We start from the raw sequence: 26194 nt of genomic DNA on the forward strand, positions 1-26194 counted from the left end.
AAAATGGGAACAACACCCATAGGTGCGTTCCCATTTAACACTGATATCTAAATTCAACTATGACCTTCCTCTTGGCGACCGCTGGACCGTCCGTTGCGGTGCCCCGGACGAACGTGAGCCGCTGCTGCCGCGATTGATCTGTCCGCCCTGCGGCCTTGAGCCCGGGGCCGAACTGCGGTTGAACTGGCGTTGCGGCCTGTCTGCAGAACGTTGGGCAGGGCTCGGGCTGCGGTTTATTTCACGGCGGTTGTACTGGCGCTGCGGTGCGGCAGAAGGTGCGCTGCTGCGGTCGTAATTACGATTGGGGGCGTTGATCTGCGGCCTGGCCGTATTACGGTCGAACCGGCGAGACGGTGTGCTTCTGTTCACATCGGGCGTACGGTCGGCACGGCCGGGTGCTGTGGGCCTGTTTGCATCCGGTGTACGGTCGTACCGGCGAGACGGTGTGCTTCTGTTCACATCGGGCGTACGGTCGGCACGGCCGGGAGCTGTAGGCCTGTTCACATTGGAATTGCGGTCGAACGTGCGCGGCGTGGTTTTGTTCTCGCTGGTAGCGCGGTCGAACTGGCGCGGGCGTACGCTTCTGTCGTTCCTGTTCACCACGCCGTTGTCCGTACGGCGGGGCATACTTCGGTTGTAGTTTGTTCGGTAGTTATTCACCACTACGCGGTTCCTGTTATATACGTAGGGGGAAGACACGCGCATAGGGCGGTAGATACGCGGTGCGCGCATCACGCGGTGCGTATGCACCACTACGTAGTGAGGGCGGTAACGGTAGCAGATCGGCTGGTAAACGTGCCATGCCAGCGGCTCCCAGGGGTCCCACCAAACGGGGTAATGATACCATCTCCAGGGAGACACCCATACGGTGTAATGCGGCGCGTATACATAACGCACAAACGGCCAGAACCACACGTTCACCACCAGCCCGGAGGCTTCCACAGTGGCGTTGGGCCCGTGCGCCGGGCGGTCTGAAAGCGAATACGTTTCGCCTTCAAAATAGGCGGTTTCTTCTTCGCGGGAAGGCTCTACGATCTTTGATACGCCGTAGATATCCTCGTCGCCCACGATCTGGACCACTGCGGACTGATCACCGGTTTTTTCCAGTTCAATCACGGCAATGTCCTGGCTTTCGGAAGCCGACACTAATGACTGTAATACGAAGAGCTGTACGTCTCCATCTTTTTTATTGACTACGCGGATATAATCGATATTTCCGTCGTTGTTCAGATCGAGGTTATTGATGCCATTCTTCTTCGTATTCAGCATTTTCTCAAATTCCTCGGGATTTCCGGCCTTTTTGAACATCTCCAGCGCGCCTTCGAGGCTGAAGTTGTCTCCAGGCAAACCCGTTTCGTCCTGCGCCTTCACGCCGGTGGTCAGCAAAATGCTGAACAGAACGGCAGGCAATGAATGTAATATTCTCATACGATACGCTGTTGTTTACAATTATTAGACGACTAATGACGAGAAAAGTTTACACTTGAATCTATTGTGGAAATGTTAAAAATTTAACGGGTATCTTTTACACCCTGCAGGGCCTGTTATTAGAAATATAACAACTATAATGCCTAATTATCGTTTGTGGGCCTGGAAGGGGATTTCGCCGGGAAATACCAGCGAAGTATCGGTCAAAATTGGTTTTTTACCCAGCTCGAAGTCGAAAGGGATGTCTATTTCAATAACGTCGTTTTCCCGGGAATATTTCCCCCAATAACAGGTAACCAGCCAATGGTCGCTGCGGGTAGCGACCAAACGCCCGTTTTCCTTGAAATCGACGAAAAGGCCGCCGTCGTTCCCGATCCCGGAAGTGCTTGCCGTGAAACGGGTAGGAGAGTTGTCCAGGGATTCGCGCCGTTTTGCCAGCAGAACGGTTGGGAAGATAAAAGCGGCGCAGATGGCTCATAAACGCCTTAATGAGTATTGGAAAGTACTTTGTATTTCAAAGTTAAAATAATATTTTTGATTGTCAAACGGTATTTCACACTCCTTTCCGCCATGAACAGGATACGCTTCACATGAAAAAGGGCTGCTCTGAACGAACAGCCCTTTTCGGATCACATTTTTTTAAGAGATCAGTTAATTGTATTCGGAACAAATACGCAGTTGGTAGTATCCAGCGCGTAGATCTGGTTGCGGACGCGGTTTGCGGAGAAGCGGTTGTTGTTGATCGTGGAGTTCTGCACATGCAGCACGTAAGCGCTGTACGCGTTGTGGTGTATATAATTGTTCGTTACGAAAATGTTCCTGATTTTGGCGCTGGTGGAAGGTTTGGCGTTCATCTCCACCCCATTCCCGATGTTGTGCGCGATCTCGCAATTCCTGATGTAAACGTTTTGCGCGGTATCGCTGTCCGGCTCGATGTCGATACCGTCCTGCGGAGCGGTGCCGGCGGTGTAGGTGAACACGCAGCTGTCTACCTCCAGCCCGTTCACGCCGCCGATGGTGAGCGCCTGGCGGCGGTTGTTGCTGCTGATGGCCCGCAAGATCGTTACGTCGCGGCTAACGGTGGTGACGCCGTTATTTTTGCGCGCGCCAACCACGATGCCGTCGCCCCAGCAATTGGCGATGGATGTGCGGTTGACCTTCACGTTCGTGCTGCCGTATATCGCGATGCCCATGCCCCATTCGCCCGTGGTGCCGGTGTGAATGTCGCGGTCGCCGACGATTTTGCCGCCGAAGATGCTGACGTTGTCTACGAACTCAACGAGGATGGCGTGATAACGCGTGGAGGAAGTGGGGCGTACGATCAGCCGGCGCGTGGTATCGTACATGTACAGCACCACGTTGTTCTTCATCCTGATGGACGTGTCCGCATCGATGTAATAGTTGCCGGTGCGCACCCGCACGATGCCGCCGCCAAGGCCTGCCATCGAATCGATCGCTTTCTGGAAGGCCCAGGTATCGTTGATCGCATCGGTACCGCTTGCCCCAACGTCGTTCACATATATTTCGGGCAGCAGCAGCTGTGTGTTGCTCAGCATGGATGTTTCTTCAGACGGCGGGGACGGCTCCATTTTGTAACAGCCGATGAGAAAGATCAGCGCGGCCGTGGCAAAGGTAAAAATCGTGCCTTTTAACATAACGGGGAGGTTTACATACATTTTCCGGTTCATAAGAAATTGATTTTAGTGATGAATGATGGATAAAAACAACGGGGCGCCCTCCCGGCCACGGAGGCCGGTTTTGCGGGTCGAACGAAATGTTTGTTTTATGATAAGACAATCGGGAAAAGGCGAGGGAGTACACACATGGAAAAAAAAGAACAGCTGTTTCAAAAAATTTATTACCTTATTTACCAAATCTGAACTATGAAAAGGAAGAATAGCATGGTATTATTGGGGTCAATAGTACTGTCAGTCACGTTATGCTCACTCTCGCTGCCGCAGCAGCAACAGCACGAAAAGGCTAAAAACCTGAAGGTGCTTCCCAAAAACACCAGCCACGAAGAACTTGAAAAAGTAATGAGGGAATTTAAAGACGCGCTGGGCGTAAAATGTAATTTTTGTCATGCGCCGCGTAAAGACGATCCCAAAAAACTGGATTTCGCCAGCGATGAAAACGACCACAAAAAAATCGCGCGCGACATGATGCGTATGACCGCGCGGATCAATAAAAAATATTTTAAAGGCCACCAGGTGGCGGAAGTGTCTTGTTACACCTGTCACCGTGGGAATGAGGAGCCGCTCAAAACACCTCCTGCAAAATAACAACGCTGCAAAGGGATTTTCTGAACGGGAAATCTTTTTTTTAATGGCGGCGCGTGGTATCTGTGGGGTGCGGGGCGGTACTGTCCGCGGGAATAACCTGGGAGCTGTCTGCCGGGGCGGCCTGCGTGGTATCGCGCGTTTTGCCGGTGAGGAGGCTGTCTGCCTGCATGGGCGTGATGCGGGTGTTGGGGGCGGTGCGTTCTTTACCGGTGATCATCCCCATTTTCTCCATTTCTTTTCTTTCTTTTTTGCTGAAGAGGTTATCCGGGTTTTTCTGCCTGCGCAGCCCGTCTTCAAAACGGTGTTCCGCCCCGATGCGTGGCGGCTGGTACACCTGGTTTTTGCGCGAAAAGGTGTTCTGCATGGCCGAACAGCTGTACAGAACAAGCGCAAAAGCGATAATGGCCGTGGCGGGCAGTGGGGAGCGCATGATTTGACGGGTTTAATGCGATACGGTAATAACTCTGCAATGATAACGCGGGGGGCGCGTGTTTATTATTCCATTTTCGAAAACAAAGACGGCTGGAGCAGAAATGACCATCCGAGCGGCAGGAAAGCTTTGGTATCGTTACCTTTGCGGTAAAGCGGCACGGTTATGTTGTTATATCCTGCTTACAGCACCTTCCGGCAAAACCGCCCCTCGCTGCAATTCTTCCCGGAAAACAGTGCGTTCAGCTGGGAAGACAAGCTCGGCACTTATCGTTTTTTTAATCGACAGGGGAAAGATTACCTGGAATTTTCGTTCAATTATGCGCGGGAAGAAACCTACCTGTTCACCATTCTTGAAAAAGAAGGCGAAACCGTTTCCGCTTTCCGGTTGCACGACCGCTGGGGCAAAGAGACGGATTTCAGAAAAATGCAGGAATGAGCGGTAGATCCTTTAAATGCTCCGGAAAGGACTGGGGATTTTCTCCATCAATATCACAAACCCCACGCCCAGCGTATAAGCGAGGATATCGTGCCAGGTGAAATAATTGCCGATGATGATGTTGGCTGCCCGTGAATGTTCCAGGCCCAGGCGTTTTACGATATTCAGATACTGTAGCGCCTCGATAAGGTAAGAAAACGCCAGCACACCCAGCGCTACCGGCCATACCGGCGCCTGCACGAAACTCCGCACAAAACAATAGATCAGGATCACCACGAGAAAATCCCCGGCATAAGGTCGCACAAAATCATCGTGCAGGTACAGGGCGATGAGTACTTCCGTTACAAAGATCAACACGGTGAACGCAAAGTACTGCCAGCTAAAGCGCAGTTTCATCAGGGAAAGATTGTCAAAATTACGCTTCCCTTTCCACCGTGATGGAACAGTCGCCGATCAGCGCCGCCGCGGCTCCCACGGCAGCCAGTATCGGGGCGAACACTACGCCTACCACGCCAATGGTGAGCGGGAAGCTCATGATCTCTTTCCCGTCTTTGTCCGCGATCGAGATCTTCCGCACATTCCCTTCCTCGATCAGCTCCTTTACTTTTTTGACGAGGTTTTCGCCATGAGCGCTAAATGTTTCCTTGAAACTCATACAACGAAGTTTTTCTAAAGTTAAGTTTTTCCTTCTACCGCAGGATTGCATTCCTCCCCCGGAATATATATTTTTATTCTTACCGAAACCAGGTGAGCGATATGACAACACAATCAACGGAAACCCACGCGGCAAAACACGGAAAACTTGCCGGGCTGGACCATCTCAGGGCGCTGGCTATCATGATGGTGCTGTTTTACCACATCCGGATGTTCAAACACCCGGGGTGGATCGACGATATCATGGGTTTCGGATGGTCTGGGGTAGACCTCTTTTTTGTGCTCAGCGGGTATCTTATTTCTTCGCAGCTGTTTGCGGGCATGGCCGCCAGTAGATCCGTTTCCATGCCGGAATTTATGATCAAACGCGTGTTCAGGATCATCCCGGCTTACCTGGTGGTGCTCGCCATCTATTTCGTTTTCCCGGGGTTTCATGAAAGGGAGGCGTTGCCGCCGCTTTGGAAGTTCCTCACGTTTACACAGAATTTTGGTTTTGACATAAAGAATTTCGGTACGTTTTCGCATGTGTGGTCGTTGTGCGTGGAAGAACATTTTTACCTGCTGTTCCCGCTCGTGCTGATCGGGATAACGCGTTCCGGCGTGCAGAAAAGCGGGGGCTGGCTGCTGCTGGGCGTGCTGCTATTCGGTTTCGTGGCGCGGTTGCTGAGCTGGTACCTGCTGATCGTGCCGGATATGGGGAATGCTACTTTCGGTATTACCTGGTATAAACAGATGTATTACCCGACCTACAACCGCCTGGACGGCCTGCTGGCCGGCGTGGCGATCGCCGCGTTGTTCGTATTTGTGCCGAAGGTGAAGGAAAAGATCTTTCAGCATGGCAATAAAGTGCTGGTGCTGGGGCTGCTGGTGTTAACGGGCGCCTGGTTCCTGTGCGACGATCAGAAGAGTTTTTCTGCATCTATTTTTGGTTACCCGGTAGTGTCTGCCGGGTATGGCCTGCTGGTAATGGCCGCCATTTGCCCGACCTGTTTTTTATACAGGTATAGCAGCCGTTTTACCGCGCTGGTCGCTAAATTATCCTTCTCCCTGTATTTGCTGCACAAAGGCGTGATCCACGTCGTGCAGCCGCTGCTGATCGATGCGGGCCTGGAGCCGAAGGGCAACGTGATGTTCGTGCTTTGCCTGCTGGCAGCGGGCCTGGCGGCGTGGGTGCTGAATAAAACCGTGGAAGCGCCGTTCCTGAAGCTCCGGCAGCGGGTATTGGAAAGAAGGAAGGCGGCGGCTATGGTTTCAGTTCCGCAATCCTGAATCGCACGATCCTTTTGATAAGCGCCAGCGGCATCGTTTCGCTGAGCGGGAATTGTACAGATCCTTTCCCTGTTTTGTACCTGGAAAAATCTTTCTGGAAATCAGGATGACCGGTGGGCGCTGCGTAAAATCCGATAAAACTATCGCAATACAACAAAACAAACGCGGTGAAACGTGCCAGTTTCCGGGCCTATCGCGACAAACCGCTCAATACTCTTACCGTTACGTTCAGCTGCCCTATGTGCCGCATGGTATGTTCGGCTGCATGCACAAGCAGGCCGATCACGTTGGTAGGCACCTGTTTGCGCCCGATGCCCCGGAAATCGGTGAGCGTGGCCTCGTTTGTATTGGAAAGTTGTTGTAAAGCGAGCCGTACCTGTTCGTGGAAACGGGAGAGGAGCGCGGGAACGGTGAGACCGGGCTGCGGCGCTACATTTTCGAGGCGGAGCAGTTCCATTTGTTCCGGTGAAAGCGTCTCCCCGCGAGCGTAGGTAAGCAGCCTGTCTATCACGCCGGAAAGATGTTGCAGGTGAAAGCCCGGCGAAGCAACGCCCGCGGGTTTTTCCCACAGCAGGTTTTCGTCGAAGCCCTGCATGAGGGCGTCCAGCTCTTCACCAGCGTGCAACAGCGCATGCGCTACGGGTTGCAGCAGCAGGGGAATGCCTTCTACCGGGCCTCTTTGCCAGACTTCGGGTCGGTTGGGTGTGGCCATTTATGAATGTGTTTTATGGTCTGCGACAGACGTGATCAGTTTTGCAAGCGAAGCGTCGGCGGGCGGTACATACGCTTCGCCCAGGAAAGTTTTTACGACTTCAATTTTTCCCTGTATTTCGCTGTTGAATGCCGCCAGTTCTTCGGCAGGCACCCACAGCTCGTTGTGGATCTCCCCGCCAACGTTCTGCACTTTGTATTTTGCGAAAAGCGCCGCCGGGATTTGAAAACGTGTCACGATCCCGCAATAACCCGATCCTGCGTCGTTCGTATTCCACTCCAGCGCGATCTGCTCCGCATATGGCTGGTTCAGCACGGGATAAAAAATGGGCTGCCACGAAAGCCGCGGCGGAAACTCCCTGAAACCGGCGGCGGCGATCAGTTCCAGTTCTTTTAACCCTGTAGGCCGGTATAAAGTGACGGTATCCATCTTTACTTTTTTACCTGCTCAAAATAATAAACCCCTTTCTTATTTGACGTAATAATATCTAACAAACCGTCTTTGTTGAGATCGGTGACGGTGAAACTGTTGCCCACGCCGGAATTGTCGTCGATCTGGTGGGGCGTCCAGGAGGGAGTTTTGCCGGGTTTGTACTCGAACCAGTACAGCACGGCGGGCTCGAACGCGCCGGGGTCTTTGCCGTTGTGCGCGAAATACCGTTTGCCTGTCACGAGGTCGGGGTGACCGTCGTTATTCATATCTTCCAGCGCCATGGAATGCGTTTGCGAAAACTGTTTGCCGATCTCGTGGGTAACGAAACCGTCCGATTTTTGTTCGTGCCACCAGATGCCATATTTGTGCGCGGATGCGCTTATTACGTCCATATCGCCGTCGCCGTCCGCATCCAGCACGAACATATTGGAGGCTTCTTCGCCGAGTGCAGCGGGGTGGAATCGCCAGTTTTCCTGTGTTACGTTTGCCGGGGATTCCCACCAGCCTTCGCGGATGATCACATCGTTGCGGCCGTCTTTATTCACATCGCCCCATCCGAGGCCGTGGGTGTATTTATGGGTGCCCAGCAGGCTGTCGTTGCTGATGATGTGTTTCGTCCAGGCGGTATCCCCTTTTTTGGAAGGCGCTTTTATCCACAATACCTGCCGGTTGCGGGAATCGTTGCAGATGATATCCTTTTTGCCGTCGTTGTCCACATCTACAAAAATCGGTGTTTCGTTACCCGCGTTGGCGAGAATGAGATGCGATTTCCAAAGGACTTCTTTCCCGCGCGGATTTTCGTACCACACGCATACATCGCCCGGCTGGTCGAAACGGATGAGGTCGGGCCAGCCGTCGTTATTCACGTCCGTACAAAAATTCAGGAACGTGGTGCAATAACCGGGAAGATGATTTAGCGTATCCGCATGCACAACGTGCCGTTTCCAGCCGGGCGCTTCAAACCAATAAAAGCCGGCGAGAATGTCCGTTTTCCCGTCGCGGTTTACATCGCCGGTGGCGGCGCCTTCGGAAATAAAGACGTTGAGGAGCGTATGTTTTTTGAAACTTACCTGCGCCCCTGCGAACTGGGAGAATAACAATAATCCGGTGAGAATGGCCGCGCATGTTTTCATACATGGAATTTTTTAAGGGTCTCTTAAAATAACAAATAAAAATCAGGCTTTACACAAGAAGATAAAAAATCCCTTCGCCGGCAACCCGCACCATCCTGCCCCCTGTAAATGCCCCGATGAATAATTTCTATTAGTCTACTTGTTTTATAGGATAATAGGATTATCTTTGTTCCGCAAGCCCCCGTGCGTATTGGCTGGCGCGGGGGAGAGCAGACTGGCTTTGCATGAATTGTAAACATTGGGCATATGAGACCAACATCAGGGCCTTTAGCTGAACGGCCCTTTATTTTTGAAACCGCCAAAGTCAACCGTGGCTGTTGTGATATGTGCTGACCGGAATCCCCGTCAGTTTTTTTCTGTCTTATCTATATAAAAAAATCATGGCACATCAATTTATGATGCCCTCAGACAGGGCTGGTCCGTAGCGTTCATAAAAAAGATGGCCGGCATCGTTGGAGCGATAACCGGCCTGTATAAAAAGGCTGACGCAAATCATGGCAGGAGGGCATTTGAATGCTCTTCCGCCGCCTTATTACCTGGACCGAATATAAATAAATTCGTATGAAAATTAAGTGGTTATTATGGCTCAAAATGCTTTTGGCCATCGCCACCGTAACCTCCGCCCAGTCGGTTGCCCTGAAACAGGTTTCCGGCGTGGTGAGGTCAGACAAAGGAGAGATCCTCGAAGGTGTGAACATAGCGGTGAAAGGCACTTCCCGCGGCACGGTCACCGATAGTTCCGGCAAATTCAGCATCAACGCGCCGGATGGCGGGAACCTGGTATTTTCCTTTACCGGTTTTAATTCCCGCGAAGTACCGGTGAACGGCCAGCGGCATATTTCCATCGTGCTGCAATACAATATCGGGCAGCTGGATGAAGTGGTGGTGACGGCTTTAGGTATCAAAACCACTAAAAAATCGATCAATTATTCCGTACAAAATTTAAAAGGAACGGAGATAACCGCCACGAAAGAACCCAACATCGTGTCTGCCCTCAGCGGCAAGGTGGCAGGCGTTCAGATCAACACCAGCAGCGGCCAGCCGGGCGGTTCCGCCACCATCCGCATCCGGGGTTCGGCTTCGGTGCTGGGCGAAAATTCTCCGTTGTTTATCCTCGACGGCATGCCCATCGATAATTCCAACACGGGCCTCGCGATCCAGAATGCCAACCAGATCGTGAACCAGTCGAACCGCGCGGTAGACCTCAACCCCAACGACATCGAAAGTATTGCTGTGCTGAAAGGCCCGGCTGCGGCGGCGTTGTACGGTATCCGCGCGTCTAACGGGGCGGTGGTGATCACCAGCAAAAAGGGCGGCAGCGGGAAGGAGCCGCGGAAATTAAAAGTATCGCTGTACAGCAGTCTTACTTTCGAAAACATCGCACGCCGGTTGCAGCCGCTGCAGCGGAAATTCGCGCAGGGTTTCGGAAAAAAATACCTGGCGCCGGGGCAGAACGGCTCGGAAGACAGCTGGGGGCCGCTGCTGGACACGCTTACCTACAGCACGACGCCCAGCAAATGGGACGTGAACGGCGCCATCGTAGGCAAGAGCGACCCTACCTCCAACGGCATTCCGGTGAACCGCTACGACAACATCGGCAACTTTTTTGAAACCGGCCATACCAACGACAATTCCGTAAGCGTAACCGGCAAAACGGAGAAGTTCGGTTATTATTTTTCCTTCGGAAGGCTTTCCCAGAAAGGAATTGTGCCCACCACCGACTTTTTCCGCAACACCGCCCGTTTCGGCGCTACTTTCCAGGCTTCAGACAAGCTGGACTTTTCCGTGTCCGCCAACTACTTCAAAACCGGCTCAGGCAACAGGATGCTGCCCGGAGGCGCGCCTGGCGGGGCTTTACGAAGCCTGATGAACACGCCGGCGAATTTCGACATCACCAACGGGCTGAAAGACCCTGCCAACGATCCGCGCTCGTACACCTTCGAAGACGGCTCCCAGCGCGCGTATGCAGGCGGCACTTTCGGGTTCGACGGTCCATATTGGTCCCTCAACAACAACCCGCATACCGACAACAACAACCGCGTGGTGCTGGTGGAAGAAACCAATTACCGGCTTTTCGACTGGCTCACGGCCACCCTGCGCGTGGGAGCGGACATCTACAACGAAAAAAGGATGGCCCTTTTCAACAAAGGGTCGGTGGCGTTTCCGGCGGGCGTGCTCATGAATTACACGTTCCTCAACCGCGATATCAATACCGATCTTTACCTCACGGCCAGCAGGAAACTGTCCAACCGGTTCAACCTGAAAGTGATCGCCGGTCATAATTATTTCGACCACCAGCTGGACGCTGCCGTGAACCAGGGCAACAATCTCAACCTGCCCGGCTTCGAGAACATCAGCAACGCGTCTACCTTCAACGTTACGCAGGCGACCACGCAACGCAGGCTGGTGGCGGGTTATGCCAGCGCCGAGCTGGATTACCGCAACTGGCTGATATTAAACGTTACGGGACGGAACGAATGGACCTCTACACTTGCCAAAGGGAAAAACTCCTTCTTTTACCCGTCCGCAAGCCTCGGCTGGATCGTGAACGAATCGCTGAACTGGGACGTGCCCTGGCTGGATTACCTGAAGCTTCGCGCATCGTACGCGCAGGTGGGCAACGACGCGCAGCCGTATTCGCTCGGCACGTATTATTCCTCCACCACGGTGACCGGCTCTGCGCAGGGGCAAACGCTGAATTTCCCGTTCAACGGCCTCGCAGGTTACAGTCTTGACGCTACGCTGGGCAATAAAGGCCTCAAACCGGAAAGGATCACTTCTTACGAAGGCGGTCTGGAAGCATGGTTCTTCAAAAACAGACTGGGCGTGGAAGCGACGTATTACAAAAACGAAAGCCGCGACCAGATACTGCCCGTGAGCATCCCCGCGTCCACCGGTTACAGCAGCTTCATTACCAATGCCGGTCTTATTACCAACAGCGGCGTGGAAGCCATCGTAACCGGCGTGCTGGTGAACAAACGCAACTTCCGCTGGTCGGCCGTGCTCAACTTCGCGCATAACAAAAGTTTCGTACATGCGTTGACGGGAGAAAACAGCATGATCTCGCTGATGAGCACCAACGGCGGCACTCAGATCATTGCGCCGGGTAACGCTTTCAGCGTGATCTACGGCCGTGCGCTTCGCACCAATGCTGAAGGAAAGGTGCTGATAGACGACCGGGAGCAGATCAACGGCGGGCCTAACGGCAACTACGGCCTGCCCCTCGCGGAAGCTTCACCCAGCGTGATCGGCGACCCCAATCCCTTGTGGAATGCAGGCTTGCGCAATACGATCAGTTATAAGAACATCAGTTTTTCTTTCTTGTTGGACAACCGGCAGAACTTCGACATCTACAACAGTACGCTGGCGCAGATGGTGAACAACGGGGTGGCGAAAGAAACGGAAAACCGTTACGACCAGGTGGTGTTCGACGGCGTAGGCCTTTCCAGCGGCAAACAGAACACCATCAAAGTAGTGCCGGGTGAAGCCTGGTATAAAAGCACGATCAACTACGGTTCGGTTTTTATTGAAAAAGACCTCTGGTGGCTGCGGCTGCGCGATGTGAACCTGAGCTACAGTTTCCCGAAAAGCCTGGTGCAGCGCCTGCGGCTGTCTGAACTGGAACTGACGCTCACCGGCCGGAACCTCATCACCTGGACGAACTACACCGGCAGCGACCCGGACGTGAACCTGCGCGGAGGCTCTACCAACGGCTACGGATCGGATTTCTTCAATTATCCCACCACCAAAAGTTATGGCGCCGCGCTGAGAGTTTCGTTCTAACCTATTGTAAAAAGATCTGTCATGACAATAAAAACATTGCGAAGGCTGGCAATGCTTGCGGCGATACCGTTGATCGGTTCCTGCGGCAATTTGCTGGAAGACGCCAATATCAACAAAAACAATCCTTCAGACATACCGCTGACCGGTATGCTGCCCAGCGCGGAAGTGGCGCTGGTTTACAACAACGCGGCGGATTTTTCGCTCCGTACTTCCGTATTCGTGCAATACATCAGCGGCATCGGCGGTTTTGCGGTGAACGAAGACCGTTACGATTTCGCCACCAGCAACTTCGACGGTTCCTGGGGCAAGGCTTACACGAACGTGCTGAACAATTTGTCGCGTATCGTTAAAAAGGCGGAAAGCACCAATGCGCCGCGGTACGCGGGTGTGGCGAAAATATTGACGGCCCTGGCGCTGGGCACGCTGACCGACGCTTTTGGAGACATCCCGTACGAAGAAGCGCTGAACCCGGACATACTGGCGCCGGGATACGAAAGCCAGGAAGCCATTTATGCGCGGATACAGGCGCTGCTCAGCGCGGCCGTCACGGATCTGCAGCAAACCGGCGGCATTGCGCCGGGGAAAGAGGATCTCGTGTATGGCGGAAATGTTGCACAGTGGACGGCCGCGGCATGGACCTTAAAAGCCCGCTACGCCCTGCATCTCTCCGGCATCGACGCGCAAAAGGCGGCGCAGGAAGCCCTGCAGTTCCTTTACGAAGGCAATACCTGGCGTGGCATCCGGAACAACGACGGCGACCTGGACATCGTGTTCGGTAATTCAAACAACCAGGCATCGCCATGGTTCACACAGAACGCCGGCAGGCCTGGCTGGTACGGCATGGGAGCTTATATCGTGAACCTGCTGAATGGTAATCCGCCCGCTGTGCCTGTAGATCCCAGGAGAGCGGCGTTTGCCGCGCCGCGGCCCGCACCGGCTCCGGCGGACACCTATGTGGGCGCATTGCCCGGCGTGCCTTCGGCGGCTTCGAACATTGCGGGGGAACGGACGTATTACGGCAGGAATATTTCCCCTGTGTCCATCCTCAGCTATCCCGAAGCGAAGTTCATCGAAGCGGAAGCGCGGCTTATTCTCAACGAAAACGACCCGCTTGTTAAAACAGCCCTGGAAACGGCCGTACGCGCATCTTTCGACAAAGTGGCCTCATCGGCCGATCCATTTGCCACGCCCGAAAAACGGGACGATTACATCAGCAAAAGAGTGCAGCTGGCTGGCAGTTTCGAACAGAAACTGGAAACGGTCATCACGCAGAAATACATCGCGCTGTTCCTGAACCCCGAAGCCTGGACGGATTACCGTCGCACGGGTTATCCCGCGCTTTCGCCTGCTACCGGGGGCGTAACGGCCATCAATCCGACCGGGGGCATTCCGCGCCGTTTTGCTTATCCCAACAGCGAAGCCAACCTGAACCCGAAACTGCCGGTGAAAAATTCCAACCTGCAAACGCCGAAGCTCTGGTGGGACCGCTAAATCATTCATTCACAAAAAAGAAAAAATGAACAGAAACATAAAAACAAACCTGCTGCTGCTCGCCATGCTCGGCAGTTTCACCGCCTCCGCGCAAAACGGCGGGGGAACGGAATTTAAAGGAAAGATCGGCAAGACGGTGGAAGAATCCGTGGAATGGTGGCCCGCCAAAAAGAAAGCGCCCGCCAACGCGCCCAATGTGATCGTGCTGCTGATAGACGACGCGGGTTACGGCACCTCCAGCGCGTTCGGCGGGCTGATGCAGACGCCGATGCTGGACAGTCTTGCCAACAAAGGCCTGCGTTACACCAACTTCCACACCACCGGCGTTTGTTCGCCTACCCGTGCCGCGCTGCTCACCGGCCGCAATCATCACTCCGTGCATATGGGGCATCTCAACTACGCATCGCTCGGCTACCCGGGCTACGACGCGGTGATGCCCGCGGATAAGGCCACCGTTACTGAAATTCTCAAAGAAAACAATTACAACAACTACATCGTGGGCAAATACCACGTTGCGCCGGTGAACGAGATCACTTCCGTAGGTCCGTTCGACCGCTGGCCGCTGGGCCGCGGTTTCGACCATTTTTACGGCTGGCATCTCGGGCATACCGATCAGTATTATCCGAATTTGTATGATGACAACCAGGTCGCGGTGCCGGACAATTCAGGCAAACACGTGACCACGCTGCTGGCGGACAAAGCGATCAAATACATCGCCAACCAGAAATCCATTGCGCCGGAGAACCCGTTTTTCCTGTATTTCTCCGTAGGCGCCATTCATTCCCCGCACCAGGTCGATAAAAAATGGAGCGACCTTTACAAAGGAAAATTCGACAAAGGCTGGGACTGGTACCGCGAAGAGGTGTTCGCCCGCCAGAAAAAACTCGGCATTCTTCCCGCCAACGCCGTGCTGCCGGACCGCGACCCCACGGTGGCGCCATGGGAAAGCCTGAGCCCGGAAGCGAAAAAAGTATACGCGCGTTACATGGAAATTTATGCGGGTTTTATGACGCATACCGATTATGAATTCAGCCGCGTGATCCATTATTTGCAGGAAACAGGTCATTTCGGGAACACGCTCGTTATCGCCATCATCGGCGACAATGGTTCCAGTCATGGCCCGAAACACGGCGCCCTCAACGGTTACGTGAGCAGGCAGGACGATGATAAACAGGTGGCCGAAGCGGCGAAGAACCTTTCCAAATTCGGCACCGAACATTCTTTCATGGATGCGCCCGCAGGCTGGACGCAGGCTACCAATACGCCTTTCCGCCTCTGGAAAACCGACGCCAACGCCGAAGGCGGCACCCGCAACCCGCTGATCGTGTATTATCCCGAAAAGATCAAAGAGCAGGGCGGCATCCGCAATCAATACGGTCATGTTACGGACATCACGCCCACCATTCTCGATTTTGCGGGCGCAAATGTTCCGGAAACCATCAAAGGTGTGAAACAGCAGCCGTTCGAAGGTACGAGCCTCGTGTATTCCGCTAACGACGCGGCCGCGCCGGACCGGCATACGGTTCAGTATTACGAACTGCGGGGTAAACGCGCCATTTACAAAGACGGTTGGAAAGCATCTGTTTTCCACGAAGCAGGCACGAAGTTCGAAGACGATGTGTGGGAATTATACGATCTGAAAAACGATTTCAACGAAAGAATTGACGTGGCCAAACAACATCCCCAGAAGCTGAAAGAGCTGCAGGCGCTGTTTGACGCGGAAGCGCAGAAATACAACGTGTACCCGCTGGTAGACGCCACGCAGGGCCGTGGCGCGGCCGGCAGGCAGAGAAGCGCCTTTACGGCGGACAGGATCGTGCTGTACCCGGGCGTAGACCAGCTGCTTACCATGAGCGGGCCGCAGTTCCAGGGAGAATCGTTTTCCATTACGGCCGAAGTGAATATCCGCAGCGCGCAGGACGAAGGCGTGCTGTTCGCCACGGGAAGCGAGTTTGAAGGGCTGAGCCTGTTCGTGAAAGACGGGAAGTTCCAGGTGGCGCACAATACGGGCTCCATCGTGAAACATCTTGAATCGCCGGCGAACCTTGCGCCGGGCAAACACCAGCTGCGGTTCGAGCTGCATTACACCGGCAAAGGCGGTCCCGTGGGGCATGGCGTAAAACCGCCGCAGAAGCCGGATGTGGACGGCGGCACCGAAGCGATCTATATCGACGGGGTGAAAGTGGGAGAGCGTACGATCAAAGAATCCGAAGCGCGGTACATCGGTTTTTATAAAGATGCGATAGACGTGGGGCAGGACCTGAATTCCCCCGTAACCGGCCGGTACCAAACGCCATTTAAATTCACCGGCGACCTGAAGAACGTAACGATAGAATATAAGTAGTGGAAACCCTGCACTCGTCTTAAACAAAAAGGACTGCTCATCCGAACAGTCCTTTTTTAATTTTTTAGTAATCAGATTTGATGATGACGATCTTGACATCGAGCGGGGCGGTTATTCGTACCGGCGCCGTACCTGTGGCGTTCTGCGTGTCCAGGTACAATTTGCCGGGGCTGTACGAATAGAGGTACGAAACGCCGTTAAACACCTGCGGGAGCGGTTCCCAGATGTTGGAGCCGAAAGAGATGTACACCTGCACGGCATCCAGCTCAACGGTTTGGCCGTCCAGCTCGGGAATATTGAGCGTGGCCTGGTAAGAATTGTTGCCGGTGTTCAGCAGCCACATATCCGTGGATACATTGCCGATGATGGTCTGGTTCGGGATCACCACTTCGTTGGTTTCTTTCGTGCACGAGCTGAAGAAGATAGTTCCCAGGAAAATGAATGGCAGGATAAACGTTTTCATGTTGATTCGGGTTATATACCACCTGGTATACCAAAGGCTATGCCAATCAGCATAGTCTCCGGCTCCAAAAAGGATGAGCGGTACGCCCGCGCCTTTACCGCCTGATATCGTCTATCGTTCCTTTGTCGAACAATTCCTTCAGTTCGTTTTTCGTAAATGCCTCCTCTTCCGGCGAAAATTCCTTTTTCATCAGGTCCGCCAGGCCGGAGCTTTTGTTGGTTTCGTACAGATTATGCAGCACGTACACGCTGTCTCCCGCAACGCGCGCCACTTTGTACAGCGTATAACTGCCGGGCGCTTCTTTCACTTCGTACACATCGCCCGCCTGCGGCGCCAGTATCATTTTGGCATTGGCCGCGGCGCTTTGCCTGGCGGCAAAAATGCCGAAAGTCACGATCAGGCCGATCACGATCAGGCCCGAGAACGTCCAGATGGGTGTTTTGGCGCGGGAACGGAGACTGTCGTACGAGAGTTTCAGGTCGTTCGGCATTTCTTTCGGTTTGAGCGTTTGTTTGCAGTGGGTGCAGACGGAACCGCCGGTTTTGCCGAGCGGGAATGCGGGTATCCAGAAAATGTGGGCGTATTTCTGGTACACAAATACCTGGACAGACATCATCGTTCCGCAGTGGGAACATTTTGCGCCAAGGTCTTCGTGGCCGACGGGAGTTGCTTTCCAGCCATAGATGATCATAGTATATGGGATTTAGGGTATGGTGTAAAACGAAGATAACGATATTAACGGGATGCTGCAACGGGCATCCGGGCATTCTTCGCCGGGGTTGTGAGTTGACGGGCGGTAAAACAGGCTATTTGGCCAGTTCGCGGATGCGCTGCTGACCGGTGATCACATCGGCCTTCAGGTCGCTGAGCATGGAATACAGGCCGAAATACGTGCGGTTGATGTACAGGCTGTGCCTGCTTCCCCTCGCTACTTTCGAATCGCGCACTTCTTTCAGGTTGGCGAGATAATCCATGTAAGCGTATATCTCGTTGAAATAAGCTTCGTTGCCGAAGTCGAAACGTTCCACGGTGAAAGGATGCGTCATCAGGCGGATCATTTCCTGGAACAGCCCGGAGAAAAAGGTGATCTCTTTTTCCGTATCGCTGGGGTGGATCATTTCGAGGTTCATGTAAATTTCCTTGCGGCGGGCTTCGTTTTTCAGCACCTCTTTGTCGGTCAGCAGGAAATAATTCTCATAAAAATCTTCCGGCACTTCTTTCACGCAACCAAAATCGAATATGCCGACCGAACCGTCTTCCCGCAACAGGAAATTCCCGGGATGCGGGTCTGCATGCACTTTGCGCAGGCTGTGCACCTGGAACTGGTAAAAATCCCACAGCGCCTGCCCGATCCTGTTGCGTATTTCCTGCGAAGGATTGGTTTCGAGAAATTCTTTGAGATGTTTGCCGTTGAGCCAGTCCATCGTAATGATGCGGTCAGACGACATCTCAGGGTAATATTTTGGGAACACGAGGTTCGGGATGTGCGCGCATCGGGCGGAAAGCTCCTGCGAGCGGCGTAGTTCCAGGTCGTAATCCGTTTCTTCCAGCAGTTTAGTTTCGATCTCGTCGAAATATTTGTCCATGTCCACTTCACTCATGCCTACGATGCGCATGGCGAAAGGTTTTACGATGCGAAGGTCCGACTTCACGCTGCTGGCTACGCCGGGATACTGGATCTTCACGGCCAGCTGCTGACCATTTTTCTCCGCCCGGTGAACCTGCCCGATGGACGCGGCGTTACTGGCTTTCATGTCGAATTTGTCGTACAGCTGCGCGGGCGTTTTGCCGAGCGTTTTCACGAAAGTGTTTACTACCAGCGGGCCGGAAAGCGGCGGCGCGCTGTACTGGCTCATCGCGAAACGTTCGCTGTAGGCCTTGGGCAGCATGCCCCTGTCCATGCTCAGCATTTGCGCTACTTTCAGCGCGCTGCCTTTCAGGTTGCTGAGGGTCTCGTAAATATCTTCGGCGTTTTCCTGGTGAAGCGCTTCTTTGGTGATGGTAGGGTCCATCAGTTTGCGCGTGTAGTGTTTGATGTAATTAGTGCCCACTTTCAGCCCTGTTGTCACAAAACGCCCGGCTCTTTCCACTTTGCCGGTGGGAATGTTCGTCTGTTCCTTCATTCGTTATTGTTTGTCCTTTTCATCCTGGTGTAACCCGGGTTATTTTTTGGTCAGTATGAATTTTCCGAAATCCAGCAGGCTGTCCAGCGTATTGGAATGCATCAGCTGGAAGCTCAGGTTCACGGCTTTTTCGATGGCCGCGTCCGTCATTTCGAAATTCACGCTGCTGTCTTCGATCCAGTATTTCAGCACAAACAGCGCCTGCATCCAGAAGCCGTGCGTGTATTTGTCTGAAATGAATTTCCGCTCCTTGATCTCCGCGGTGGCGTAACCTTCTTTGATAAGGTCTGACGCGTAATTGTAAAAAACTTTTTTAAATGAGTTCAGCTGGCCGAGCTGGCTGAGGGGAAGGCGCGAACGGTCTGCCTGTTGCAGGATGTAACTGCGGTCTTCTTTCAGCTTCTGCACCCAGAGGAAATAAAACGCCAGCAGTTTTTCCTGCGCATTATACTGCTGGTAGATCTCGTCGGTTTTCAGTTGGGAAATGGTGCGGTCGAAAAGATCCAGCCATATATCTTCTTCCACAGCGTCGAACGAGCTGTAATGCAGGTAAAAATCGGCTTCGGGAATGTCGAGTATCTTGCAAAGGGCGTACACCGAAACGGGTTTTTTGCCGTTTTCGAGCCAGTAGCGTTTGTATGCTTCGCGGATAGTGTGCTTTTCCATAATGAAGATCGTTTTAAAACAATGAAAAATCGGAGCGGGCCAGGGATTTATACAAATTTACGGCAGCATTGCATACCGGCCGTGAACCGGTTCAGATTTATTTTTCTTGACGAGTTGAAATGAAGTGTGGTTAAGGATTTTGGAGGATATGTTAAACTTTTCACAACGAAAAACGGCGTATATTCGGCATGACAAAAATCATGTTTATGCCGCAATATTTTAAAGGGCTGAGAACAGCCATTTACCGCGTTACGGATATCAGGGAAGGAAAAGAATGGTACGCCAAAGCTTTCGGCACGCAACCCTATTTCGACGAGCCCTTTTACGTGGGGTTCGAGATCGGCGGGTACGAGCTGGGCGTTCAGCCGGTGGAAAGCGGCGGGCCGCATCCCGGGCAGGGCGGGGTGGAAACGTTGTGGGGGGTGGACGATATCGACGAAACCTACAAACACCTGCTGTCTATCGGTGCAACGCCGCACCAGGAGCCGACAGGCGTGGGCGGGCCGTTGAAAGTGGCGGTGGTGAAAGATCCCTGGGGCAACCTGCTGGGAATGATCTACAACCCGCTGTTCAAGACCGCGTAAAAAAAGGAGCCGATCTTTGCAGGTCGGCTCCTTTTTCTCCAATATCTTTTCTTAATGCGCCGGCATCACGTTTTCCGGCGGCGCCGCGTCCATTTTTTCGCCGGTGATCTGCCTGTTCAGCAAATAGATCATGACGGTGGTGATAATGAGCGCGCCAACGATCACGAAACCCAGCGTATCGTAATGTTCCAGGTAACCGGTGCCGGTTTTGTGGATGATCTGCCCTGCCAGCACGGCCGCGAGGCCGCCCGCCAGCTGCTGGATAGACGCGTTGACGCTCATAAAAGCGCCACGGTCCTGCATGGCCGGCATGGAAGTCATGATCGCCTGCACGGGGATCATCCTGCCGAATACGCCGATCATCATGATGGAATTGATCACGATCGCAAGCCACAGCGGCGTGATGCCGCGATGGGTGAGGATCACCACCATTACGAGCGTGAGCATGCTGGCGGCATAAAATACGTTCACGCGGCCGAGCTTGTCCGTAAACCGGCCGATAAACGGCGCGGACACGAGGTTGGCGATGCCGACGGCCACGAACAGCACCGTGATATCGTTCGGGTCGATGCCCATATTATGAATGGAAAAGGCGTTGCCGAAAGGCATCAGCATGTAACCGCCCGTGGCCATCAGTACCATGGTGCCGAAAGCCAGCGTGTAGCGGCGGTTCTGCAGCGTGTCCCACAAATGTTTAAAGGCGTTTTTCTCCGTTCTTTTGGTAAGATGTTCCGTGATCGGTTTCATGTATACCGCGATCAGCACGCCCATAATGGTGCCCAATACGGCGATCATCCAGAAGGGAGCGTGCCATTCGAACGCCAGCGCCAGTTTCCAGCCGATGGGAATGCCCACGATCTGGCTGAGGGCGAACGCCATCTGGATAAAGCCCATCACGCGGCCGCGGGTTTCGGGCCTGAACAGGTCTGCCACGATGGCCATGCCGATGGCGCTGATCACGCCGCCAAACAGGCCGGTAATGATGCGGGCCACAAGCAGCATGTGATAATTGGGCGCCAGGGCGCAGAGGTAAGTGCCGATGATGAAGCCGGTGTAAAATACCATCAGCATTTTTTTACGGTCGAATTTGTCCGCAAAACCCGCGGCCAGTATGCCTGAGATACCGGCGCTGAAAGCGTAGCCCGATACCACGAAACCGAATTGCGAAGCGGAGATGTCCCACTTGCGCATCAAAATTTCGCTGAGCGGGTTGAGCACCATGAAGTCGAGAATGACGGTGAATTGCAGCAATGCCAGGATGGCTATGACAAAAACCTGGTACCGGGAAAAGATCCTTTCTTTAGGAGCAGTGGTTGTGTCCATAAAATGTTTCGTAGTGTGTGTTGAATCTGTTAAACCTCAGCCCGGGAGCTCTTCGCAGAAGAAACCTTCGCGGCTGACGAGCTGAATGACCTTTTCGGGCGTGAGCGCGGACGCTTCAATGCGGAGCACCTTGTCGGCGTCTTCCCGGTCTACGTTCCATTTCAGCACGCCGGGCTCTTTTTCCAGCACCGGGCCGATCTGCCGGAGGTCTTTTTTGAACCGGATATTGGTACGGAATACCAGTATTTCGGGGGCGGTTGAATAAGCAATGTGCATGGTCGTTAGCATTTGGTCAGGTTAAAAAATATGGTATTTACGGTCTGAGCGCTTTTAAGACGAGTTGCAGCGTTTGTTCCATGGTGTCTTCGGTGAACGTGTATTTTTTATGCCCGAAGGATTTTTCCTGCGTATGGAATTTGATGAGCTGGTACAGGGGCGCGAAAGCCACAGCCCAGTATACTTCGAACGGCAGCGGGATCAGCTGTTTCCGCGCCACTGCGTTCTGGTAGAATTTGCTCATTACTTCCTTGAAAGTGGTGTACAGGTGCACGGCCATTTTATCGTAGAGGTGCGAATACCGCATCTTTTCGACAAACTCCACGTCCATCGGGTTTTTCAGGAAATAGCGCGCGCGGTTTTGCCATTGTTTGCGGAGACCTTCCTCAAAACTCATCTCGGGGTCGAACCCTTCAAGGCTTTCTTTGAGCATCCGGTCGGATACATGCAGCGATACCTGCACGATCAGGTCTTCCCTATCTTTGAAATAAATATAAATGGTAGCGGGAGATACCCCGGCCGCTTTGGCGAGTTTGTTCACCCCGAAGCCGTCCAGCCCTTCCTGCACGATCATCTCAATAGCTTTCTGGTGGAGCAGGCAGATCTTATTTTCATCCCTCGTACGCATCGGGCACAAAGATAAGTGAGCGTTCGCTTATTTATAAAATTTATTTTCCACAGGATAAAAAAAACGGGGCTGCCCTGGTGAAAAGGCGGCCCCGGTAATGCTTTGCGCCCGGTTTCCCGCGCGCCCGGTTTATTTTGCGGGCATGTCACCCGTCCCCGGCTTCCGCTTCGGGCGCCGACAGGAACCGCGTTTCCGGAAAACGCAGCGCCAGCGGGAAACCGTTTGACAGGCAACCGGGAAATAACGGCCGTTTTACCGGCCGCCGGGACTGTATAACATGCGCCGACGACCCCGCCAGGCGGGACAGGCAACGCCCGTCAATGTTCAAAAAACGGGTTTGAAAAACATGCAGCCGCCACACAGTGGAACAATGCAGCGGTACATGCGCATCGTTCATTCCCATGCGGCGGCCGCATGCGGATGTGATCTTACCCGCGGCAGGTTAAAATGAGCCGTTATGGTCTTGGAAACTGGTACGGATACACGTTTTCCAACCGTCAGGTGAAAAGATTACATTAAAGATTAAATAAAAAAAGAAGAAGAGGCCTCACAGGGAGGGTGGAAAATTGCGCTGGCCCCGGTATACCGGTACAGGCTGGGAAGCATGCCGGTTTCGGGGCGGGAGGGGAGCAGCCGGGGCAAAACGACTGTTTCGGAGGCGACAGGCACGTAATCCTGTACCTTCAATACGACAGGTTTCGCCTGCATTTGCCGGTCCCCCGGTTGATCTTCGCCAAATGTGGCGGCCAGGTGCCTGATACATTCGCAATCCACCGCAAGTCCGGTGTGCTGCACCATGTAGGTCGTCACCACGCATTGCACGTACCCGGTAAGCCGGGTGGCGTACTGCATGCCGAGGGCCGCAAGGAGACATATGGCAAGTAAAGGGCGCAAAGCACAGTAAATATAGTGAAAATATTGTAAGTGAATGCATTTTTCCCGAATGCGATGAAAGTTTTCCCGATGCGAGTTGCCGGGCCGGTAGGTGTTTCGGACTTTTGTTACGAAAGCTCAGAACAGACAAAATGAAGAAAATAGTAGGGAAAATACACCTCTGGCTCGGTTTAACCTCCGGGCTGGTGGTATTTATCATTAGCGTCACCGGGTGCCTGCTGGCATTCGAGTGGGAATTGCGGAGCATCTTTTCCGGGTCGTATTTCCATATCGAACAGCCGCAGGCCGATGTGCAGCCCCTGCCTCCTTCCGCCTTACGGGCGATCGCCGAAAAGCAGTTCCCGGGCAAAGCCGCCAACGGGATCAACTACGGCGGCGCCGATTACAGCACCGTGGTACAGTTTTACGGCGGCGATCCCGAATATTATTACCAGGTGTTCCTCAACCCCTACACCGGCGACGTGCTGAAAGTGTGGGACGCCAAAGACGATTTTTTCCGCATCATCCTCGAAGGCCATTTCTACCTCTGGCTGCCGCATGAGATCGGTCAGCCTGTCGTGGCGTACGCCACGTTGATCTTCTTTATCATGCTGGTGACCGGCATGGTGCTCTGGTGGCCGAAAAATAAAGCCGCGCGCAAACAGCGTTTTTCCATCAAGTGGAATGCGAAGTGGCGCCGCCTCAATTACGACCTGCACAACGTGCTCGGTTTTTACGCCATGGCCGTAGCGCTGGTGCTGGTGATCACCGGGCTGGTATGGGGTTTCGAATGGTGGAGCAATTCATTGTATTACGCTACTACCGGCGGCAAATCGCTCAGCGACGCGGTATATCCCGTTTCTGACACTACCGTGCAGCAAAGGCCGTACACGCTGCAACAGGCTACGGACATGGCCTGGCAGCGGGTGCGCAAGCAGGCCCCGGCAGGCGCGGGCACATCCGTTTATTTCGGCGAAGGCCCGCAGGCCCCGCTGAGCGTTTCGATCAATTACCGGCCCGGCACCTATTATAAAACGGACAATTACGAATTCGACCAATACACCCTCAAACCCCTTGAAGCCAAAGGGCCTTATGCCGGAACCTACGAGAACAAAAGCATGGGCGATAAATTCCGCCGCATGAACTACGACGTGCATACCGGCGCCGTGTGGGGCTTTGCCGGGAAGCTGCTGATGTTTTTCGCCAGCCTGATCTGCGCCAGCCTGCCCGTTACCGGGGTATACATCTGGTGGGGAAGGCGGAAAAAGAAACCCCTAGCGCAGAAAAAACTCCGGCAGAAAATGGCGGTGGCTTCATAGTTGTAGCAGAAATCCCAAAAACGCTGTATGTTTAGCTCATGAAAACAACAGCGGCTTACTGGCGGGACACTTTGCAACTGAACAAACATGTGGAAGGAGGTTCTTTCCGCGAGACCTACCGTGCGGCGGCCGTTATTGAGCCCGCAGGTTTCAAAGGACCGCGCAATGTTTCCACGGGTATCTATTTCCTGCTGGAAGACGGCGATTTCTCCGCTTTTCACCGCATCGCTTCCGATGAAATGTGGCATTTTTACGATGGCATCACCCTTCATATTTACGAGATCACGCCGGACGGGCTGCTGAAAGTGCACCGGCTGGGCAGGGATTACAGCCAGGGAGAGCAGCTGCAGCTGGTGATTCCCGCGGGCAGCTGGTTCGCTTCGTGCGTGGAGGAAACAGGCGGTTTCGCGCTGGTAGGATGCACGGTGGCGCCAGGTTTCGACTTTGCCGACTTCGAACTGGCGGGAAGGGAAGAGCTCTCCGGCCTTTTTCCCCAACATGCAGGGCTGATCGCTTTATTGACAAGATCGTAACGGGCAATTCATTAATTTGTTCTACATTTATACAAAATACAAAACCCAATGGCAAAAACTGATCTGATCAAAGATCTGGGGCCCATCTCGCAGCGCACTATGGCCGATGTGGTGGAAAAGGAATTGCGCGACTACCTCAAAAAGAAATTGTTTAAACCCGGAGATGCCCTGCCGTCGGAGCTGGAACTGGCGGACGCGCTTGGCGTAAGCCGCAACGTGGTGCGCGAGGCGCTCAGCCGTTTGCGCATGCTGGGCATGATCGAAACAAAAAAACGCCGCGGCATGATCCTCTCCACGCCGGACATTCTCGGTTCTTTCGAACGGGTGCTGGACCCGCTCATTATCGACGACAGCACGCTGCAGGATATATTCGAACTGCGTCTTACGCTTGAAATGGGACTGGCGGACATTCTTTACCTGCGCAAAAAGAAAAAGGACATCGCCGAGCTGGAAGCCATCGCCAAAAGCCAGGATGGCGGCGGGAAAGGACAGGCTTTCCGCATCAACAACGAGATCGCTTTCCATGGCAAGATCTACCAGATGACCGGCAACGAAACGCTCATGCGGTTCCAAAATATGCTGCTTCCCATTTTCGGGTATGTGATCAGCCTTGAAAAAGTACCGCAGATCGGCAAGGTGTCGCACATCGACCTCGTGAATATCCTGAAAGACGGCACGAAAGAAGAGTTCCGCGAAGGCATGCTGGAACATCTGAAACCGCATTTCAACAAGTTAAAATAGTTAACGGCTGGCGGGCGGAAATGCCCGCCGGATTTGTTTTTCATCGCCTGCATCGGATTCGCGCCGGCGTTTTTTTGCTTTTCATTTGCGTAACCGCGTCTTTCCCGGGAAATGTTACCCCTGTTTAAACCACATCAACGGTCTTTAATATTTTACCCCCTTACGTTAACTCTCCATCCTTCACGGATATTTTTCTATCAATCGGCCCGCCTCCTCAAAAATTTCTTTGAAGATTGGAATATTTTGCCCTACATTTGATATATGTAGGA

General features: G+C 53.5%; 27 protein-coding genes. 10 read left to right on the forward strand and 17 right to left on the reverse strand.

Translation table 11 applies throughout. The annotated features are described in order from the left end of the window. Nucleotides 1-57 precede the first annotated feature (57 nt). The 3 genes from J7I43_RS01280 to J7I43_RS01290 form a co-directional block, all read right to left on the reverse strand. Nucleotides 58-1428 (reverse strand): hypothetical protein, encoded by a 1371-nt coding sequence (locus J7I43_RS01280; RefSeq protein ID WP_209142444.1) that lies wholly within the window; start codon nt 1426-1428, stop codon nt 58-60. A gap of 147 nt (nt 1429-1575) precedes the next feature. Then, the gene (locus tag J7I43_RS01285; RefSeq protein WP_209142446.1) at nt 1576-1755 is read right to left on the reverse strand and encodes a hypothetical protein; all 180 of its coding nucleotides are present in this window, start codon (nt 1753-1755) and stop codon (nt 1576-1578) included. Nucleotides 1756-2075: 320 nt separating this feature from the next. Further along, a complete protein-coding gene (locus J7I43_RS01290; protein WP_209142448.1) occupies nt 2076-3083 on the reverse strand; it encodes a right-handed parallel beta-helix repeat-containing protein in 1008 nt (335 codons plus the stop codon). A 228-nt stretch (nt 3084-3311) separates the two neighbouring features. Here J7I43_RS01290 and J7I43_RS01295 point away from each other — a divergent pair, with 228 nt between their 5' ends. Then, nucleotides 3312-3710, forward strand: a complete 399-nt coding sequence (locus tag J7I43_RS01295) for a c-type cytochrome (protein ID WP_209142450.1) — start codon at nt 3312-3314, stop codon at nt 3708-3710. Between the two features lie 40 nt (nt 3711-3750). Here J7I43_RS01295 and J7I43_RS01300 read toward each other — a convergent pair whose 3' ends face one another. After that, the gene (locus J7I43_RS01300) at nt 3751-4140 is read right to left on the reverse strand and encodes a hypothetical protein (RefSeq protein ID WP_209142452.1); all 390 of its coding nucleotides are present in this window, start codon (nt 4138-4140) and stop codon (nt 3751-3753) included. Between the two features lie 165 nt (nt 4141-4305). Here J7I43_RS01300 and J7I43_RS01305 point away from each other — a divergent pair, with 165 nt between their 5' ends. After that, nucleotides 4306-4578, forward strand: a complete 273-nt coding sequence (locus J7I43_RS01305) for a hypothetical protein (RefSeq protein ID WP_209142454.1) — start codon at nt 4306-4308, stop codon at nt 4576-4578. A 12-nt stretch (nt 4579-4590) separates the two neighbouring features. Here the strand turns inward: J7I43_RS01305 and J7I43_RS01310 are convergent, their stop codons facing one another. After that, entirely contained in the window at nt 4591-4974 is a 384-nt protein-coding gene (locus tag J7I43_RS01310) for a ribosomal maturation YjgA family protein (protein ID WP_209142456.1), read from the reverse strand. A 19-nt stretch (nt 4975-4993) separates the two neighbouring features. After that, nucleotides 4994-5233 carry a DUF4342 domain-containing protein gene (locus tag J7I43_RS01315; RefSeq protein WP_209142458.1) on the reverse strand — a complete coding sequence of 80 codons (240 nt, stop codon included), beginning with the start codon at nt 5231-5233 and terminating at the stop codon, nt 4994-4996. A gap of 101 nt (nt 5234-5334) precedes the next feature. Here J7I43_RS01315 and J7I43_RS01320 point away from each other — a divergent pair, with 101 nt between their 5' ends. Then, nucleotides 5335-6501 carry an acyltransferase family protein gene (locus J7I43_RS01320; protein ID WP_209142460.1) on the forward strand — a complete coding sequence of 389 codons (1167 nt, stop codon included), beginning with the start codon at nt 5335-5337 and terminating at the stop codon, nt 6499-6501. Nucleotides 6502-6691: 190 nt separating this feature from the next. Here J7I43_RS01320 and J7I43_RS01325 read toward each other — a convergent pair whose 3' ends face one another. Genes J7I43_RS01325 through J7I43_RS01335 form a run of 3 tightly spaced genes read right to left on the reverse strand, consistent with a single transcriptional unit; the run spans nt 6692 to nt 8778 of the window. After that, on the reverse strand, nt 6692-7213 hold the full coding sequence (locus tag J7I43_RS01325) for a DinB family protein (protein WP_209142462.1): 522 nt from the start codon (nt 7211-7213) through the stop codon (nt 6692-6694). Next, nucleotides 7214-7642 carry a hypothetical protein gene (locus J7I43_RS01330; RefSeq protein WP_209142464.1) on the reverse strand — a complete coding sequence of 143 codons (429 nt, stop codon included), beginning with the start codon at nt 7640-7642 and terminating at the stop codon, nt 7214-7216. A gap of 2 nt (nt 7643-7644) precedes the next feature. Further along, nucleotides 7645-8778 (reverse strand): FG-GAP repeat domain-containing protein, encoded by a 1134-nt coding sequence (locus J7I43_RS01335; RefSeq protein ID WP_209142466.1) that lies wholly within the window; start codon nt 8776-8778, stop codon nt 7645-7647. A 561-nt stretch (nt 8779-9339) separates the two neighbouring features. Here J7I43_RS01335 and J7I43_RS01340 point away from each other — a divergent pair. The 3 genes from J7I43_RS01340 to J7I43_RS01350 are packed head-to-tail and all read left to right on the forward strand — an operon-like array spanning nt 9340 to nt 16396. Next, nucleotides 9340-12561 carry a SusC/RagA family TonB-linked outer membrane protein gene (locus J7I43_RS01340; protein ID WP_209142468.1) on the forward strand — a complete coding sequence of 1074 codons (3222 nt, stop codon included), beginning with the start codon at nt 9340-9342 and terminating at the stop codon, nt 12559-12561. A 21-nt stretch (nt 12562-12582) separates the two neighbouring features. Next, nucleotides 12583-14052, forward strand: coding sequence for a SusD/RagB family nutrient-binding outer membrane lipoprotein (locus J7I43_RS01345; protein ID WP_209142470.1), 1470 nt, complete (start codon nt 12583-12585; stop codon nt 14050-14052). Between the two features lie 25 nt (nt 14053-14077). Further along, nucleotides 14078-16396: an arylsulfatase gene (locus tag J7I43_RS01350; RefSeq protein WP_209142472.1), complete on the forward strand. Its 2319-nt coding sequence runs from the start codon at nt 14078-14080 to the stop codon at nt 16394-16396. Nucleotides 16397-16460: 64 nt separating this feature from the next. Here J7I43_RS01350 and J7I43_RS01355 read toward each other — a convergent pair whose 3' ends face one another. From J7I43_RS01355 to J7I43_RS01370, 4 genes are all read right to left on the reverse strand, one after another. After that, entirely contained in the window at nt 16461-16859 is a 399-nt protein-coding gene (locus tag J7I43_RS01355; protein WP_209142474.1) for a hypothetical protein, read from the reverse strand. Between the two features lie 94 nt (nt 16860-16953). After that, complete coding sequence (locus J7I43_RS01360; protein ID WP_209142476.1) at nt 16954-17550, reverse strand: zinc-ribbon domain-containing protein; 597 nt, start codon at nt 17548-17550, stop codon at nt 16954-16956. Nucleotides 17551-17665: 115 nt separating this feature from the next. Then, a complete protein-coding gene (locus J7I43_RS01365) occupies nt 17666-18982 on the reverse strand; it encodes an ABC1 kinase family protein (RefSeq protein WP_209142478.1) in 1317 nt (438 codons plus the stop codon). A 39-nt stretch (nt 18983-19021) separates the two neighbouring features. Beyond that, a complete protein-coding gene (locus J7I43_RS01370) occupies nt 19022-19648 on the reverse strand; it encodes a TetR/AcrR family transcriptional regulator (RefSeq protein ID WP_209142480.1) in 627 nt (208 codons plus the stop codon). Between the two features lie 188 nt (nt 19649-19836). Here J7I43_RS01370 and J7I43_RS01375 point away from each other — a divergent pair, with 188 nt between their 5' ends. Beyond that, complete coding sequence (locus J7I43_RS01375) at nt 19837-20232, forward strand: VOC family protein (RefSeq protein WP_209142482.1); 396 nt, start codon at nt 19837-19839, stop codon at nt 20230-20232. Nucleotides 20233-20283: 51 nt separating this feature from the next. Here J7I43_RS01375 and J7I43_RS01380 read toward each other — a convergent pair whose 3' ends face one another. The 4 genes from J7I43_RS01380 to J7I43_RS01395 all read right to left on the reverse strand — a co-directional run bounded on the left by J7I43_RS01380 (nt 20284) and on the right by J7I43_RS01395 (nt 23353). Next, complete coding sequence (locus tag J7I43_RS01380; RefSeq protein WP_209142484.1) at nt 20284-21555, reverse strand: MFS transporter; 1272 nt, start codon at nt 21553-21555, stop codon at nt 20284-20286. 36 nt (nt 21556-21591) lie between these two features. Then, entirely contained in the window at nt 21592-21843 is a 252-nt protein-coding gene (locus J7I43_RS01385; protein ID WP_209142486.1) for a hypothetical protein, read from the reverse strand. 25 nt (nt 21844-21868) lie between these two features. Continuing rightward, complete coding sequence (locus J7I43_RS01390; RefSeq protein ID WP_209142488.1) at nt 21869-22459, reverse strand: TetR/AcrR family transcriptional regulator; 591 nt, start codon at nt 22457-22459, stop codon at nt 21869-21871. A 522-nt stretch (nt 22460-22981) separates the two neighbouring features. After that, entirely contained in the window at nt 22982-23353 is a 372-nt protein-coding gene (locus J7I43_RS01395) for a hypothetical protein (RefSeq protein WP_209142490.1), read from the reverse strand. A gap of 131 nt (nt 23354-23484) precedes the next feature. On the opposite strand from J7I43_RS01395, the gene J7I43_RS01400 reads away from it, so the two are divergent. From J7I43_RS01400 to J7I43_RS01410, 3 genes are read left to right on the forward strand one after another with little or no spacing between them, the layout of a single operon-like run. Then, the gene (locus tag J7I43_RS01400; protein WP_209142492.1) at nt 23485-24651 is read left to right on the forward strand and encodes a PepSY-associated TM helix domain-containing protein; all 1167 of its coding nucleotides are present in this window, start codon (nt 23485-23487) and stop codon (nt 24649-24651) included. A gap of 38 nt (nt 24652-24689) precedes the next feature. Then, entirely contained in the window at nt 24690-25184 is a 495-nt protein-coding gene (locus J7I43_RS01405) for a cupin domain-containing protein (protein ID WP_209142494.1), read from the forward strand. A gap of 48 nt (nt 25185-25232) precedes the next feature. Further along, nucleotides 25233-25925, forward strand: a complete 693-nt coding sequence (locus tag J7I43_RS01410; RefSeq protein ID WP_209142496.1) for a FadR/GntR family transcriptional regulator — start codon at nt 25233-25235, stop codon at nt 25923-25925. Nucleotides 25926-26194: the final 269 nt, after the last annotated feature.

Origin of the sequence: Chitinophaga chungangae (assembly GCF_017742215.1) — a bacterium.
GTDB lineage: Bacteria > Bacteroidota > Bacteroidia > Chitinophagales > Chitinophagaceae > Chitinophaga > Chitinophaga chungangae.

Excerpts from the sequence above, each read along its gene's own strand:
- J7I43_RS01280 (WP_209142444.1), bottom strand. The coding sequence starts at position 1,428 with ATGAGAATATTACATTCATTGCCTGCCGTTCTGTTCAGCATTTTGCTG.
- J7I43_RS01290 (WP_209142448.1), bottom strand. The coding sequence starts at position 3,083 with ATGTTAAAAGGCACGATTTTTACCTTTGCCACGGCCGCGCTGATCTTT.
- J7I43_RS01295 (WP_209142450.1), top strand. The coding sequence starts at position 3,312 with ATGAAAAGGAAGAATAGCATGGTATTATTGGGGTCAATAGTACTGTCA.
- J7I43_RS01300 (WP_209142452.1), bottom strand. The coding sequence starts at position 4,140 with ATGCGCTCCCCACTGCCCGCCACGGCCATTATCGCTTTTGCGCTTGTT.
- J7I43_RS01305 (WP_209142454.1), top strand. The coding sequence starts at position 4,306 with ATGTTGTTATATCCTGCTTACAGCACCTTCCGGCAAAACCGCCCCTCG.
- J7I43_RS01310 (WP_209142456.1), bottom strand. The coding sequence starts at position 4,974 with ATGAAACTGCGCTTTAGCTGGCAGTACTTTGCGTTCACCGTGTTGATC.
- J7I43_RS01315 (WP_209142458.1), bottom strand. The coding sequence starts at position 5,233 with ATGAGTTTCAAGGAAACATTTAGCGCTCATGGCGAAAACCTCGTCAAA.
- J7I43_RS01320 (WP_209142460.1), top strand. The coding sequence starts at position 5,335 with ATGACAACACAATCAACGGAAACCCACGCGGCAAAACACGGAAAACTT.
- J7I43_RS01325 (WP_209142462.1), bottom strand. The coding sequence starts at position 7,213 with ATGGCCACACCCAACCGACCCGAAGTCTGGCAAAGAGGCCCGGTAGAA.
- J7I43_RS01330 (WP_209142464.1), bottom strand. The coding sequence starts at position 7,642 with ATGGATACCGTCACTTTATACCGGCCTACAGGGTTAAAAGAACTGGAA.
- J7I43_RS01335 (WP_209142466.1), bottom strand. The coding sequence starts at position 8,778 with ATGAAAACATGCGCGGCCATTCTCACCGGATTATTGTTATTCTCCCAG.
- J7I43_RS01340 (WP_209142468.1), top strand. The coding sequence starts at position 9,340 with ATGAAAATTAAGTGGTTATTATGGCTCAAAATGCTTTTGGCCATCGCC.
- J7I43_RS01345 (WP_209142470.1), top strand. The coding sequence starts at position 12,583 with ATGACAATAAAAACATTGCGAAGGCTGGCAATGCTTGCGGCGATACCG.
- J7I43_RS01350 (WP_209142472.1), top strand. The coding sequence starts at position 14,078 with ATGAACAGAAACATAAAAACAAACCTGCTGCTGCTCGCCATGCTCGGC.
- J7I43_RS01355 (WP_209142474.1), bottom strand. The coding sequence starts at position 16,859 with ATGAAAACGTTTATCCTGCCATTCATTTTCCTGGGAACTATCTTCTTC.
- J7I43_RS01360 (WP_209142476.1), bottom strand. The coding sequence starts at position 17,550 with ATGATCATCTATGGCTGGAAAGCAACTCCCGTCGGCCACGAAGACCTT.
- J7I43_RS01365 (WP_209142478.1), bottom strand. The coding sequence starts at position 18,982 with ATGAAGGAACAGACGAACATTCCCACCGGCAAAGTGGAAAGAGCCGGG.
- J7I43_RS01370 (WP_209142480.1), bottom strand. The coding sequence starts at position 19,648 with ATGGAAAAGCACACTATCCGCGAAGCATACAAACGCTACTGGCTCGAA.
- J7I43_RS01375 (WP_209142482.1), top strand. The coding sequence starts at position 19,837 with ATGACAAAAATCATGTTTATGCCGCAATATTTTAAAGGGCTGAGAACA.
- J7I43_RS01380 (WP_209142484.1), bottom strand. The coding sequence starts at position 21,555 with ATGGACACAACCACTGCTCCTAAAGAAAGGATCTTTTCCCGGTACCAG.
- J7I43_RS01385 (WP_209142486.1), bottom strand. The coding sequence starts at position 21,843 with ATGCTAACGACCATGCACATTGCTTATTCAACCGCCCCCGAAATACTG.
- J7I43_RS01390 (WP_209142488.1), bottom strand. The coding sequence starts at position 22,459 with ATGCGTACGAGGGATGAAAATAAGATCTGCCTGCTCCACCAGAAAGCT.
- J7I43_RS01400 (WP_209142492.1), top strand. The coding sequence starts at position 23,485 with ATGAAGAAAATAGTAGGGAAAATACACCTCTGGCTCGGTTTAACCTCC.
- J7I43_RS01405 (WP_209142494.1), top strand. The coding sequence starts at position 24,690 with ATGAAAACAACAGCGGCTTACTGGCGGGACACTTTGCAACTGAACAAA.
- J7I43_RS01410 (WP_209142496.1), top strand. The coding sequence starts at position 25,233 with ATGGCAAAAACTGATCTGATCAAAGATCTGGGGCCCATCTCGCAGCGC.